Source organism: Sphingobacterium cellulitidis, assembly GCF_043187465.1.
Classification (GTDB): Bacteria; Bacteroidota; Bacteroidia; order Sphingobacteriales; family Sphingobacteriaceae; genus Sphingobacterium; species Sphingobacterium cellulitidis.
In genome coordinates this window covers 3,493,180-3,509,074 of sequence record NZ_CP171136.1, presented here as the reverse complement: position 1 = coordinate 3,509,074, position 15,895 = coordinate 3,493,180, and the positions used below count along the sequence as shown (strand labels likewise).

General features: G+C 41.2%; 6 protein-coding genes and 2 rRNA genes. 7 read left to right on the top strand and 1 reads right to left on the bottom strand.

Annotated features, from left to right (window positions below; translation table 11 throughout):
* Nucleotides 1–60: 60 nt before the first annotated feature.
* The 7 genes from ACF3OC_RS15385 to putP all read left to right on the top strand — a co-directional run bounded on the left by ACF3OC_RS15385 (nt 61) and on the right by putP (nt 14,871).
* Nucleotides 61–2,945: ribosomal RNA gene (locus ACF3OC_RS15385) — 23S ribosomal RNA — on the top strand.
* A gap of 137 nt (nt 2,946–3,082) precedes the next feature.
* Nucleotides 3,083–3,194, top strand: a 5S ribosomal RNA gene (gene rrf, locus ACF3OC_RS15380).
* A 938-nt stretch (nt 3,195–4,132) separates the two neighbouring features.
* Nucleotides 4,133–7,372, top strand: a complete 3,240-nt coding sequence (locus tag ACF3OC_RS15375) for a SusC/RagA family TonB-linked outer membrane protein (protein WP_094279867.1) — start codon at nt 4,133–4,135, stop codon at nt 7,370–7,372.
* Between the two features lie 12 nt (nt 7,373–7,384).
* Nucleotides 7,385–8,908: a SusD/RagB family nutrient-binding outer membrane lipoprotein gene (locus ACF3OC_RS15370; RefSeq protein WP_094256250.1), complete on the top strand. Its 1,524-nt coding sequence runs from the start codon at nt 7,385–7,387 to the stop codon at nt 8,906–8,908.
* Between the two features lie 43 nt (nt 8,909–8,951).
* Nucleotides 8,952–10,424, top strand: a complete 1,473-nt coding sequence (locus ACF3OC_RS15365; RefSeq protein ID WP_094256249.1) for a S10 family peptidase — start codon at nt 8,952–8,954, stop codon at nt 10,422–10,424.
* Between the two features lie 52 nt (nt 10,425–10,476).
* A complete protein-coding gene (locus tag ACF3OC_RS15360) occupies nt 10,477–13,350 on the top strand; it encodes a tetratricopeptide repeat protein (protein ID WP_094256248.1) in 2,874 nt (957 codons plus the stop codon).
* Nucleotides 13,351–13,374: 24 nt separating this feature from the next.
* On the top strand, nt 13,375–14,871 hold the full coding sequence (gene putP, locus ACF3OC_RS15355) for a sodium/proline symporter PutP (protein ID WP_094256247.1): 1,497 nt from the start codon (nt 13,375–13,377) through the stop codon (nt 14,869–14,871).
* Between the two features lie 72 nt (nt 14,872–14,943).
* Here the strand turns inward: putP and ACF3OC_RS15350 are convergent, their stop codons facing one another.
* Nucleotides 14,944–15,792 (bottom strand): TraB/GumN family protein, encoded by an 849-nt coding sequence (locus ACF3OC_RS15350; RefSeq protein WP_392469729.1) that lies wholly within the window; start codon nt 15,790–15,792, stop codon nt 14,944–14,946.
* Nucleotides 15,793–15,895 lie beyond the last annotated feature (103 nt).

The window sequence follows — 15,895 nt, the reverse complement described above, 5'->3', positions numbered from 1 at the left end:
TCCAGCGATGGATGACGGCCAATAAGCAACCTATCACTTAGCAAAAGGGGTGATAGCGTGAAGAAAGTAAACAAGGGCACACGGGGGATGCCTAGGCTCTCAGAGGCGATGAAGGACGTGATAAGCTGCGATAAGCCACGGGGATCGGCAAATGCGAATTGATCCGTGGATTTCCGAATGGGGCAACCCGGCATGTTGAAGACATGCCATCAAATGAAGCGAACGCGCTGAACTGAAACATCTAAGTAGGCGTAGGAGGAGAAAATAACAATGATTTCCCAAGTAGTGGCGAGCGAACGGGAAAGAGCCCAAACCAGTATTGTTACGGCAATACTGGGGTTGTAGGACCACGCCATTGGACTGTGCTATGAACTGGAAGCAGGTGGGAAACTGCGCGATAAGGGTGAGAGCCCCGTACAGGTAAAGAATGCAGCCATAGTGGTATCCTGAGTACCGCGGGACCGGAGAAATCCTGTGGGAATCCGCCAGCACCATCTGGCAAGGCTAAATACTCCTGAGAGACCGATAGTGAACCAGTACCGTGAGGGAAAGGTGAAAAGAACCCCGAACAGGGGAGTGAAAAGAACCTGAAACCGTGTGCTTACAAGCGGTCGGAGCGGAGTGATTCCGTGACGGCGTGCCTTTTGCATAATGAGCCTACGAGTTACTCTTGTCCGGCAAGGTTAATGGCTTAAGGCCAGGAGCCGAAGCGAAAGCGAGTCTGAACAGGGCGTATAGTCGGACGAGGTAGACGCGAAACCTTGTGATCTACCCTTGGGCAGGTTGAAGGTGCGGTAACACGTACTGGAGGACCGAACCGATAAACGTTGAAAAGTTTCCGGATGACCTGAGGGTAGGGGTGAAAGGCCAATCAAACTGGGAAATAGCTCGTACTCCCCGAAATGTTTTTAGGAACAGCGTCGGCATATGAGTCTAGCAGAGGTAGAGCTACCGATTGGGTGCGGGGGAGTCAAATCCTACCAAATCCAGACGAACTCCGAATGCTGCTAGATATGGCCGGCAGTGAGGCTTTGGGTGCTAAGGTCCAAGGCCGAGAGGGAAAGAACCCAGACCATCAGCTAAGGTCCCCAAATTCGTTCTAAGTTGAACTAACGAGGTCCGGTTGCCCAGACAGCTAGGATGTTGGCTTGGAAGCAGCCATTCATTTAAAGAGTGCGTAACAGCTCACTAGTCGAGCGGCCGGGCGTGGATAATAAACGGGCATCAAGAACGATACCGAAGCTATGGATTGCAATTTATTGCACTGGTAGGGGAGCATTCCATCGGGGGTGAATCCGCGGGGTGACTCGTGGTGGACCTGATGGAAAAGCAAATGTAGGCATAAGTAACGATAAGGCGGGTGAGAAACCCGCCCACCGAAAGACTAAGGTTTCCTGATCAACGCTAATCGGATCAGGGTTAGTCGGGACCTAAGGCGCATCCGAAGGGAGGCAGCCGATGGCCAACGGGTTAATAATCCCGTACTATTGATAACTGCGATGTGGTGACGGAGTAGTGACACTGCCGCGAACTGACGGAATAGTTCGTTGAAGGGCAAAGGTATTGGACCGGTAGGCAAATCCGCTGGTACAGCTGAAGCCCGATAGTACAGCAAACCCTCGGGGGCGCTGATAGCGCAGGTAAGCAGACTTCCAAGAAAACCCGCTAAGCTCCAGGTTATCAATACCCGTACCGTAAACCGACACAGGTAGTCGAGGAGAGGATCCTAAGGTGCTCGAGTGAATCATGGCTAAGGAACTCGGCAAAATGGCCCTGTAACTTCGGGAGAAGGGGCGCTTCCTCCAGCGATGGAGAAGCCGCAGTGAAAAGGCCCAGGCGACTGTTTAGCAAAAACATATGGCTTTGCGAAATCGAAAGATGAGGTATAAGGCCTGACACCTGCCCGGTGCTGGAAGGTTAAGAGGGGATGTCATCCGCAAGGAGAAGCATTGAATCGAAGCCCCAGTAAACGGCGGCCGTAACTATAACGGTCCTAAGGTAGCGAAATTCCTTGTCGGGTAAGTTCCGACCTGCACGAATGGTGTAACGATCTGGGCGCTGTCTCAGCCATGAGCTCGGTGAAATTGTGGTATCGGTGAAGACGCCGGTTACCCGCAACGGGACGGAAAGACCCCATGAACCTTCACTATAGCTTAACATTGAAATTGGGTACAGGATGTGTAGGATAGGCGGGAGTAGTCGAAGCGGTTTCGCCAGGAATCGTGGATACGACCTTGAAATACCGCCCTTTCTGTATTCGGTTTCTAATCCCGCGATGCGGGAGACATTGTTTGGTGGGTAGTTTGACTGGGGTGGTCGCCTCCAAAAAGGTAACGGAGGCTTTCAAAGGTAAGCTCAGTACGCTTGGTAACCGTACGAGGAGTGCAATGGCATAAGCTTGCTTGACTGTGAGACCTACAAGTCGACCAGGGTCGAAAGACGGACATAGTGATCCGGTGGTTCTGTATGGAAGGGCCATCGCTCAAAGGATAAAAGGTACTCTGGGGATAACAGGCTGATCTCCCCCAAGAGCTCATATCGACGGGGAGGTTTGGCACCTCGATGTCGGCTCGTCACATCCTGGGGCTGGAGAAGGTCCCAAGGGTTGGGCTGTTCGCCCATTAAAGTGGCACGCGAGCTGGGTTCAGAACGTCGCGAGACAGTTCGGTCCCTATCTGTTGTGGGCGCTGGAAGTTTGAGTGGATCTGACCTTAGTACGAGAGGACCGGGTTGGACGGACCGCTGGTGAACCTGTTATGCCGCCAGGTGTACGGCAGGGTAGCTACGTCCGGGATAGATAAGCGCTGAAAGCATCTAAGTGCGAAACTAGCCACGAGATGAGACTTCCTCATAAGGGTCGTTGAAGATGACAACGTTGATAGGTCACAGGTGTAAAGGTTGAAAGACCAAAGCCGAGTGATACTAATAGCCCGAAGCTTTCCAATGCGGATAGTTCTGTTGTCCTCTCTCTTTTTAACATCCTTTCTTCCAATAACATGTCAATTAGTATTTAGTAGTTAGTATTTAGTAGTTAGACGTTGGGTCTGCTATCAGAGAACGCTCGATAGTACTTAAAAGATATTCAGGTGCCTATATCGGCGGTGTCCACCTCTTCCCATTCCGAACAGAGAAGTTAAGCCCGCCAGAGCCGATGGTATTGCCGTAACAGGTGGGAGAGTAGGTCGGTGCCTAATTTTATACGAAAGCCCGTTGTCAGAAGACAACGGGCTTTTTGTGTTTTCAGGGGCCTGGGTGAATGCAACGGATGGCCCGGTCGGTAGGGGCGTATCGCATACGCCCTTTTGCATTGTTGTTGGGTCATGGTTTGACACATATGTCGCCCCGCTGGGGCTGTAACTTGTTAAATGATCCTTGCTACATACATGCCGCCCCTATGGGGCTTTATCTTGTTTAATGTCTTTTTCTACATATATGTCGCCCCGATGCGGCTTGATCATCCAGGTCGCGAAATGGCTATCGGATAAATGAAACGCATTGTACGGGCGTATTGCATACGCCCTCTTTCTATTTTATCAACCTCCGACAGCATTATCTTTCCTCATCTCTAATTCAGCCTCTATTTTTAGTTTTAGGTTGGATTCCTATATCTCCCCAACTGTAATAACTTAATAAAATTACCCTTGAACAAATACTTTCCCTACAGTTCATATTTATTGGTTTAACTCAATTTGTTCTTTTGTTGGTAAATATTGATTTGGCAATAAATGTATGTTTGACCAATAATAATAGGTATTTACCGCAATTTGATTAATCGAAATTCTATCTTTTTGATAGAATTTTTAAGATTCGCTATCAATCTTGGTTCAAACAGTAAACATATTTTGTCCATTCGTTTACTTATCTAAGCAACTAGCTTATTTTCGTATACAGGTCTATTTCATGGAATCGTTTTTTTTATATCTTGAAATCATATTAAGCCGATATCTCAATATTACCTTTTTAAGGAAAACGATTATTAATTAACCTGATAGGACTAACCACCTAATAATTATCTCATTTTTTTATTGAATTCACCAAATTATTGAAATTATGGAAAAACACGAATTACCACCCTAACTTCCCAAATGATTAATCGTTAATTCTACTAATCATCTAATTAAAACCCTGTATTATGAAATCTAAAATTAAAAGTTGGAGTATTCCCCAAAATATTCACAACATAAATTACTTAAGACCAAAAAATTTATTGAGCCTTATGCTTTGCTCGGGCTCAATGCTGCTGTGTTCAGCAGTAGAGGCTAGTCCGCATCATTTGTGGAAGGCTGATAAAATAGAAACAAATTACCTGATTCCTGTTCATTTTGAACAACAAACAACCGTAACAGGTACGGTCGTGAATGACCAAGGAAATCCAATCGCAAATGCCTCCATTCGAGTAAAAGGTTCAAATGAAGGTTCACAAACCAATGAGCGTGGTGAGTTTTCATTTGAAACTGCCCAATCTCGAGGTACTTTGGTTGTAAGTCACATGAGCTACCAAACCCTTGAGGTGCCCATTAATGCTACTTCTGCCATGCGAATTGTATTGCAGGATGATGCTGCCAACCTGGAGGAAGTAGTTGTTACTTCATTTGGTATTCAAAGAGATCGTAAAACCTTAGGTTATGGTGTTGGAGAGGTAAAAGCCGATGATTTGGCAAAGGCACCAACCACTGACGTTACGAATGCATTGGCCGGAAGATTGGCCGGAGTGCAGGTAAGTGGTGCTGGTGGTGGATTTGCAGGTTCCAATATCACTATTCGCGGATTTTCAACCTTTACTGGAAGTAATCAGCCTTTATATGTGGTAGATGGAATTCCATTGGATAATTCCGGAGGGGGTAACTCGGTTAATACTGGAGTTGTTAATTCCAGTCGGATCTCCGATATCAACCCTCAGGATATTGAATCGATGAGCGTATTGAAAGGTGCTGCTGCAACTGTTCTATATGGATCTCGAGCTGCTTCTGGGGTAATATTAATTACCACCAAGAAAGCTAAGAAAGGATCAAGAAACCAGATTTCCGTTGGAACTAATACTGCAGTAGGAATGGTATCCCAGATGCCTGAATTCCAAAATGAATATGCACAAGGTAGTAATGGTAATTATAATAACTCCGTGACCGGTTCATGGGGGCCAAAAATCGCTAGTCAGGAAGTGACCAACTGGTTTGGTGAAAAAGAAAACCTGCAAGCATTCCCAGATAATATCAAAGATATCTTGAAGAATTCTGTAAGCTCAGTAAATGATTTGAGCTTTACAGGTTCAGGTGAGAAATTTGACTACCGTGTATCTTATGGCTATACCTTGGAAACAGGGTTATTACCTAGCAATGAGCTGAAGCGGAATAATATTTCGGTAAATGCATCTACCCAACTGACTGACAAGTTTAAGATTGGATCTTCCTTTTCTTATGTGAATAATGTTTCAGAGCGTACGCAAGGAGGGAACCAAGGTGCCAATCCATTATGGAGGGGGATCTATGCCCCGCGGAGTTATGACTTGACCAATATGCCTTTTGAAAATGCGGAGGGAAATCAATTGTGGTTTGCGCCGGAAGATCATCCTTACTGGTCCATTAAAAATGTAAGAAACAATAATGAGGTCAACCGTTTCTATGGGAACATCAATTTGAAATATGATATCCTTCCTTGGTTGGCGGCAGACCTGAAAGTAGGTGCTGATGTCTTTAGTATGACTTCAAAGGGATTTGATAACAAGGGAATCCGAAGTAATGGTAATACAAGTTCTGCAGGAGCTGGTGGGGTTCAAGATAGAAGTGTATCCATGAAAAATATCAACTCCTATTTTACCTTGACGGCTAATAGAGCAATTTCTGAAAATTGGAATTTAATAGCAACGGTCGGTAATGAGGTAATTGCCAATAATAGAAATACCTTGCAATCTACAGGCTTGGGCATTGTATTGCCAAATTTTGATAATCAGAGTAACTTTTTGACTTTTAATACGCTCGGTACCATTACCGAGAACAGACAAATTGGAGTTTTCGCCGATGTGGTATTGGATTACAAATCCTATTTATCCCTGAACGTGAAAGCCAGAAACGACTTTTCATCCACCTTGTCCAAAGGGAATCGTTCCATTTTCTATCCTGCTGCTGCAGTGAGCTTTGTGTTGACCGAAGCTTTTCCTGAGTTAAAATCCAATGTATTAACCATGGCGAAGATCAGAGCCAATGTTGGTGAAGTAGGTAAAGGAACAGATCCATATGCAACGAATACCTATTTCGGTCGTTCGAGTGCTTCAGATGGATTTGTGTCCACATTAGTCAGTTTTCCATTCAATGGCCTGGCAGGATATACCTTGAATAACAGTGCCGGAAATGAAAAACTACAGCCAGAGTTTACTCGCGAATATGAGTTAGGAGCAGAACTATCCCTATATAGTGGTAGAATCAGCTTTGAAGGATCGGTCTATAAAAGAGATACTCGGAATTTGATTTTTGCTGTTCCAGCGCCATCATCTTCAGGTTTTACTTCTGTAGTCACCAATGCGGGTAGTCTATCGACCAAAGGTATTGAGTTGATGTTGAATCTAGTTCCTTTAAAAAGTGAAAATTTCAATTGGAGATCGGGATTTACCTTCACCAAGTTTAAATCCATTGTCGAGGAGTTAGCACCAGGTGTGAATAATATTTCTATTGGAGGGTTTACTTCACCTAACGTACGTTTAGTTGCGGGAGAGGAATATGGACAATTATGGTCGAATGCGTATCAACGCGATAATCAAGGAAGAATGATCGTCAATGCGAATGGTCTTCCAAAGCCAACAACCAACGTTCAGAAGGTCGGAAACCCAAATCCGAAGTTCAATTTAGGTTGGAGCAATGATTTCAGCTATAAAGACTTTTCATTGTCATTCTTATTTGACTTCAAATATAAGGGGGATATTATGTCCAGAACCATTGGAGATTTACGGATTCAAGGGGTTGCCAAAGAAACTGCTGAATTTGAACGTATCGATGGTTCAGGTGCAGTAACTACACCTTATCTTTTTGAAGGAGTATATGAAGATGGTAGTCCGAATACCACCCAAGTTACTGCCCAGCAATATTATAGCTTACAAGGGAAATATGTGGCATGGGAAGGATATGTATTGGATGCCACTTTTGTAAAACTAAGAGAGGCAAATCTATCATACCGTTTGCCAGCACGACTATTCGAAGGTCAGAAGTTCATCAAAGGAATCAATATATCAGTTTATGGTAGAAACCTATTTACTTATGCACCGAACTTCCCGCATCTTGACCCAGAGCAAAATCTATTGGGGATTAGTAATGCTAGAGGATTAGAATTTGGATTTAGCCCAACCCCAAGAACAATTGGCGGAAGTGTAAGATTTAGCCTATAAAATTGAAATAACATGAAAAAGATATTTAGTTTATTAACAGTTGCCACCCTATTGGGAGCGGCTTCATGTAGTTCCTTTCTGGATGTTAATGACGACCCTAATAATGTAACCAAGGTTGCTGTCAACCAATTATTACCCTCCATTACTGTCAATGTTGGTTATTTTGGTGCGAGTGATTTATTGCGTGTTGGGGGAGTTTTTGTTCAGCAATTCAGTGGTCAAGGACCTGTTCAAGGACACGTAGCGTTCAAGGAATACGAGCGATATAATGTGAATGACTCCGACATCAACAATCAATGGGTAGCGATTTTTGGAACTACCTTGAGTGATATTGCTGTTTTGATCAAGCAGGCAACAGATGAAGGAAGTCCACATTATGCGGGTGTTGCAAAGTTATTGAAAGCATTTGTCTATCAAGTTACGGTGGATACCTGGGGGGATGTGCCTTACTTTAATGCGATGCAATTTGGAGAAAACCTTAAACCAGAGGTTGATGATGATGAAGCAATTTATACAGACCTGATTCGATTGATTGATGAAGGAATTGCGGATATCAATGCTGGTACTTCCACCTTATCGCCAAATGCTTTTTCCTCGATTTATGCATCCACGAATTGGGCTGGCTCCAAAGAGAAATGGGAAAAGTTTGGAAATACATTGAAATTGAGAATTTACCTGCATTATTCAGCTAAGGATCCAAATTTCACGAGACAAAAAATCAATGAGTTGATCAATTCGGGGGCAAAATTCTTCAGCAGTAATGAAGATGGATTCGTGATGAATTTCCTTAATGCACCCCAGCGACAAAATCCAATTTACAGTATTGAATTAGGCCAATTCAGGAATCAATTCCTGCCTAACAAATATATTGTGGATTTAATGAATACGAATAATGATCCTCGTAGAGAGCGTTATTTTACCCCGTTTCCATATTTCTCAAGTCCTAAAACCTATAAAGGAGCAAGTGTAATGGATGCGAATGCTTCGAGTGAATATTCGAGGTTGCATGAGTATTTATATGGAACAGTTACTTCCTTTAATTCAAGTTTGGTAGATCCAAAGGGAGCCCTTCAAACTGGGGCAATCTTATATGGAGGCGAAGCGCCAGCTAGGTTATTAACCTTTGCGGAATATAATTTTATCCGTGCGGAGGCTGCATTATTATATGGAGCTGCTGGTGATGCACAAGCATTCTTTAGTGCAGGAATTAAGGCTTCCTTTGAGGACAATAAATTGCCGGCAGCAACTTTGAATGCCTATCTAGCAGATAAGGGAACCTTATCCGGAACAAACCAACAGAAGTTGGAGCAAATCATAACGGAGAAGTATATCGCAAATTTTGGAGTTTTGGTTGAGCCATGGACGGATTACCGCAGAACAGGCTATCCCGCATTGACCCCATTGAAGAAACCAACTGCAATTTATGATGAGGTTCCGAGGACATTATTTTACTCCCAATCGGAGGCCAATAATAACCCAAATATTACACAAAAAACCAGTTTATTGGAAAGGGTGTTTTGGGATACCAGACAATAATTTATAAATTTCAGATGTAATCAACTATTAACATAAAAAGACGATGAAAAGATACATTTTATTATTATCAGCACTAATTTTTGCCGTTTCCGTCCAAGCTCAGCGCATTCCATTTGCGGATAGCACTATTGTTACAAAACATTCTATTGCAGCCAATGGGCAGAAATTTGGATATACAGCGAAGACCGGAACGCAGCCAGTTTGGGATGCCAATGGAAAAGTTTTGGCAACGGTACATTATACCTATTATACCCGCGATGACATTAGCAATAGAGACAAGCGTCCATTGGTAATTTCCTTCAACGGAGGCCCAGGTTCAGGTTCAGTATGGATGCATTTGGCCTATACTGGTCCGCGTTTATTAAACATTGATGATGAAGGCTATCCTTTACAACCTTATGGGGTAAAGGAAAATCCATACACCATCTTAGATGTGGCGGATATCGTTTATATCGACCCCATCAATACTGGTTATTCCAGAATTCTTGATGAGAAAGCAGATCGTTCCTTATTCTTTGGAATCAATGCCGATATCAAATATTTAGCAGAATGGATCAACACCTTTGTAACCAGAAATAACCGTTGGTCATCACCAAAATATCTGATTGGTGAAAGTTATGGAACAACCCGTGTTTCAGGATTGGCTTTGGAATTACAGAATGCACAGTGGATGTACTTGAATGGTGTTATTTTGGTGTCTCCAACAGATTTAGGAATTAAGCGTGAGGGAGCAGTTGCGCAAGCTAATATTTGGCCATATTATGCTGCTACAGCATGGTTCCACAAACGTTTAACACCTGAATTACAAAACAAAGATTTAGATGCTATTCTTCCGGAGGTAGAGAAATTTACTTTAGACGAGTTATTACCTGCGATTGCAAAAGGCTCTAGCTTAAGTGCAACGGATAAGGCTGCAGTTGTTAAAAAAATGGCTAAATATTCAGGCTTGTCTGAAACAGTAATTGCACAAAATAACTTGAATATCCCTACTTCTTTATTTTGGAAGGAATTAATGCGTGATAAGGGCCAAACAGTTGGACGTTTAGATTCCAGATATATTGGTCTAGATTTTCGTGATGGTGGTGAGCGTCCAGATTATAACTCCGAGTTGACGTCTTGGCTACACTCATTCACACCAGCGATCAATTACTACTATGCCAATGAATTGAAATACAAAGCAGATGTAAAATACAATATGTTTGGACCAGTTCATCCTTGGGATAGAAGTAATGACAATACAGGTTATAATCTGAGACAGGCGATGGCAGCGAATCCATTCCTGCATTTAATGGTACAGTCAGGTTATTATGATGGAGCATGTGATTACTTCAATGCGAAATACAATATGTGGCAAATGGACCCATCTGGCAAACTATCTTCAAGGATGAGTTTCGTTGGATACCGAAGCGGTCACATGATGTATTTGCGTAAAGAAGATCTTATTAAAGCGAATGAAGATATTCGTCAGTTTATTAAGAAATCCTTACCTGCTGCAGATCAAGCTGCAAAATACTAGTGTTTTTTTACTCAGCCAGTCCTAAAGGACTGGCTTTTATTTCTTTCGTATTATGCAATTAAAAAGTCTTATTTTTTTCCTTTTCGTCGGGTTAGGTACTGCAAATGCCCAAGATTATATCAACGACACGCAAGCAGTAAAGACCTATCTGAATCAAGAGAAAAGCAAGTATATACAAGAGCTAAAGTCTAATTCCAAGTCAACCTATGAAACATTGAATCATCTGTTGGATTTAGGTGAGTGGCAATTGGTAAATACGGAATTGAGCAAAAATAAAAGTATCAATCCAAATGATGCTGCCGTATTACGATTTAAATATCAATGGTTGAATAATGATTTCAAAGCCGCAGAAAAGGAATTGTCCAAGATTCCGAGCAAAGGGCAATCTGATCTTAAGGTACAAAGAGCTTTAGCATTACTAAAAATTGAAGCTTGGGAATTGGAATCTGCAGAAAAGATGAGTTCAGAACTGCTACGCAAAAATCCTAATGATATCGAGACCAGTTTAGTTTTAGGAAGGGCTTTGATGTTGCAAAAGAAATACCCTGAAGCACTAGCCTTGGCTAATGATTTGATTGCGAAACAACCAAATGAAGCCGCAGGATATTTTCTAAAAGCAGATGTTTTTTTCTGGGATCAGAAACCTAAAGAAGCAGAGGAGGTATTAAAAAAAGGACTTCAATTAAATCCCTTGAATGCTGATGCCAGATTCTACTATGGATATGCCATTTGGAGAAGGATTGATGCTACTCAATTAAATGATATGGTGGCACAATGGGAAGTTGCCTTGGCTTTAAACCCATTACATTTTCAATCCCACTGGCATTTGGGGAATGGTCATACTAACCTGACTTTTGCTGATTATGTGGATGAAAATGAGAAGGAAATTCGTCAGGAATTAGAGACAGCAGATGAGTTGTTCAGTAGCAATAAAATTGAAGCAGCATTAGCGAAGGTTGATCAAATAGAATCGGAACATAAAGGTTCTGTGTTACCTGGAATGCATAAAGCATCTTTATTGTATAGTGACTTTGATGCTACAGATAGAATGCAGCGTTTGACAAAAGCAGAGAATATTTTTCTCGATATTTTAAAGCGTAAAACGCATTATGGCCCTGCACACAATGGTTTAGCTGCAGTGATTAAATCCAAGCGGATTCCATATCTGAAAACCTATGCGAGTATCATGGAGTCATTAAGAAATCCTAAGATCAGCAATATGGATGATTTTCTGGAAATATTCCCTGATGTGGCCTATTATCCAGGAAGTGTGGCAAAGGGTATGGCATGGAACCAATTATATACCTCAACAGTTTATTTTCCATTTTTGGTCAAACAACATAGGCTTTTTGTGATTCCACCCTTACATGTGGATCTAGCATTAGCGATGAAAGCGCCTTATTTCCGGTTTAATTCCACCTTCGATAATCGTCAATGGATGGATATCCGAGGAGTAGGATCAGGCGCAGCAGCCATTGAATATGTTGAGCGTGGAGCTTTTGAAGAACGTAATGTCCTCCTGCATGAATATGTACATCTTTTCCATGGTCAGGTTCTTACAGATCAACAAAATCGCAAGATTAAGTCCTTATATTATAATGCCATGGAAAATGGACTCACCTTGGACTATTATTCTCAAAATAATGAATCTGAATATCTAGCTCAAACTTATCCTGCCTATTTTGAGAAGGTGAAAGTTCATCCCTTGGATTTTAAATCCATGAATACCTTAAACGATCTGAAAACTAAAGATCCGGAGATGTATGCCTTCCTGGATGAAATGATTAGCAAGGAGAAGGCTTACCTAGCGGGAGATAAACAAGCGATGGCTTCAAATTGGTCTCAAGTATATGTAAATCTGGCGAGAAATTCTGCAAAGAATGATCTGAAGGAAGCCTATTCCTATCTGGATACGGCCTTGCAATATGATCAGAAATATTTGCCAGCTTATATCTCCTATGCTGAAAATCTATTAGCTGAGGGCAAGTACTCCGAAGCAAGCCAACAATTAGATAAGGCCAAGGAAGTTGATGTTAATTATGCGCCGATCTATTCAGTGGAGGGGAACTTGTTCATGGCTACGAATCCACAAGACTTAGAGGGCCAGTCAAGTCTCCTTAAAAAAGCCTATGATATTGAGACCGATTATATGGAGAAGGCCAGGAATTCAGGAATCCTTCGTAATTTTTACTTTCAACGGGGGATGTTAAAACAAGCTATTGAAGTCGCTGACGAATATGTGCAGAATGGTTCTGAAATTTCCACTTATTTACGAGATAGGAAAGATGATTCCAAAGCCTTTAAGGCATGGCAAACTTCCTTGTTAGGTAATCAGGATCAAATTAATGTATTGGCGCACCTTGCCGCTCAAAAGCCGCAGAATTATAGCATTCGTACGCAGCATATTGAATCCTTAATTGCGAATAAGCGATACGATGAGGCATTGAAAAACCTACAGCAGATCTATAGAACCTTACAAGCTTCGCAGGTAAACAGACCCGAATTTGAGTTATTATTTGCTGAAGTCTATTCAAAGCAAGGGAATCAAAAAAATCTGAATGAATTCTTGGATAAATTGATGGTAAGAGATGGAGACCCTTCACGTTTAGAACCCTTATATAATCAAAGATTGATTCGATTATTAGCTGAAAATAATAGAATAGCGGATGCGAAGGCGTTTCAGGCCAAAATTAAGCCTATGAATTCTATTTTTTACCGATCTTCTGATTTGGTAAGCCAGGCTTTGATAAATAGCAAAGCAAATAAAATAGATGAGGCTATTAAGCAATTGGATGAGGCACTTTCAATCTATCCTTATGAATTGGATGGACTAAAACTGTTGAAGGAATTGAGTAAAACCAACACAAAAGCGGATAATATTTTAACTAATCGTTTAAAAAAGATGGAAATTCCAGCAATTTTATAGCATCTTTACAAACAAATTTTTTACATGAATACATACGAATTAATTTCCATTGGTCTTTACATGCTGTTGATGATCCTGATAGGATTATACTCTTGGCGAAAATCAACGAGCAACTCGGAGGAGTTTTTGATTGGTGGTCGCAAAATGGGAGCTGCAGTAACGGCCTTATCAGCGGGAGCTGCTGATATGAGTGGATGGTTACTAATGGGTTTACCCGGCGCCATGTATGCAGCAGGTTTATCCAGTTCATGGATTGCCATAGGATTAACGATTGGAGCCTTCCTGAACTATGTTTTGGTCGCACCAAGATTAAGGGTGTATACGGAAGTTGCCAAGAACTCCATTACCATTCCAGTTTTTTTTGAGAACAGATTTCACGATAAGACCCAATTATTAAAAATTGCTTCATCGATTTTTATTCTGGTGTTTTTTACGCTTTATACCTCGGCCGGTATGGTTTCTGGGGGTCGATTATTTGAGTCTGCCTTCCATATGGATTATTATACAGGTTTATATGTGACAACCTTTGTGGTCGTATTGTACACCTTTTTGGGAGGTTTCTTAGCCGTGAGTTTAACGGACTTTGTTCAGGGTACCATTATGGTCACAGCCTTAGTTATTCTACCAATAGTGATGGTAACGCAGATAGGTGGAATAGGAGAAACCATGAGCATCATTGAAAACAAAGGTCCTGACTATCTAAATCTGTTTACAGGAACTACAACCATTTCGATTATTTCCTTGATGGCCTGGGGCTTGGGATATTTTGGACAACCCCATATATTAGTTCGTTTTATGGCGATTGATAGCGTGAAAGACATTCCAAAAGCCAGAAATATCGGTATTACCTGGATGATTTTTACAGTAGGTGGTGCGATGTTGGTTGGATTATTTGGAATTGCCTATTTGGTAAAATTTGATCCGGAAACTATGGTCAAATTTGATGGCTCCAAAGAGATGGCAGAAACTATCTTTATCTATACTTCAAGAGTTTTGTTTCATCCATTGATAGGAGGGTTCCTCTTATCAGCAATTTTAGCAGCTGTAATGAGTACGATTTCTTCGCAATTATTGGTGACTTCAAGTTCAATGACCGAAGATATCTATAGAACCTTTTTCAATAAACAAGCTTCGGCCAAAACGATGCTAATGGTCAGCAGGTTATCGGTATTGATCGTTGCTGTCATCGCCTTATTGTTATCGTTGAATCCTAAGGATAGTATTCTAAACTTAGTTGGTAATGCTTGGGCAGGATTTGGTGCAGCATTTGGTCCCTTGGTGCTTTTATCCTTATTATGGAAAAGAACAACAGCAACAGCTGGCTTTTTAGGGATGATTGTAGGTGGAGCCGTTGTATTATTATGGGTATATGTCCCACACAATTATAAGGATGTTTATGAAATGATCCCAGGCTTTATTCTAAGCTTCCTGACGATTGTCATAGTTTCCTTATTATCAAAACCAGTATCCAAAGAAATTCAAGATGAATTTGATGAAGTAAAACGCATCGTAAAATCATAAGTTGATAAGAACAAGAAAAGCCTTGGTCCATGGACCAAGGCTTTTCTTGTTCTATACCAGAATTCCTAAGGATTAATAGATAGGAGTCAGGGTATAACCTTTATCTTTTAGTAATTGGATTACTCCATTTTTTCCTAACAAGTGTGCTGCACCAACAGCAAAGAATGTAGGGTTGTTATTCATCATCTCAGGCATCTTTTCAATCCAAGCCTTATTTCTTTTGGTCAACATCATTTCTTCTTTTTCAGGAGTAAAAGTTGAAGTTTTCACCAATAAATCCTCCAAGGCAGTTACTTCATTATTGAAATATGCACTTACCAATTTTTTGGTTTCAGCTTTCATCTTATCCAGATCTTTCAAGTAAGTGTAAAGATCTTCAGCTTTGAAAAACTCATTCATCAATTTGATTTGAAAATCAGCGGTTTCAAGTTCATCTACAGGTTTGCCTGCTGCTTCTTCCAGTTTTAACAACTCCAATTCCATGGCTTTCATATCCTGAGGATTTTGACATTCAAATGCCTGCATTGATAAAATTGAAAGTAATACTGCGGGACCGAATTGGTCCAACATTGCCGGATTTAAGTTTTTTGCAGTAAGGACACTATCAATTAATTGTTTTTTTTCAGGAGCCATTCCATCAAAGAATCCAGGTACTGGTCCCACATTTTCCTGCATAACTTTTACAGTTTCGGGATTAGAGGCATTTAATTCCAAAGCCACCCGATCGGTTGTTTTTAAAGCCGTCTTAATTTTGTCCTCAATTTTAAAATCAGGACCACAAGCCATATGTAAGGTGCCTAATACATAAGAGTCTTTTTTTAATCCATTACCTGAAACTTTCCATAAAAATGTTTCCTTGTTTTGAGCAAATAATGCAATAGTCATCATAAATGCTACTGCTGTTAGAAATAGTTTTTTCATGTTTTTCTAGTGTATTTTCAAATAGTAAGTATGTAATTTACCGTAATCGTTACAAAAAATATGCAAAATATTTGAAAACAGGTAAAATAAATGGGGACAAATT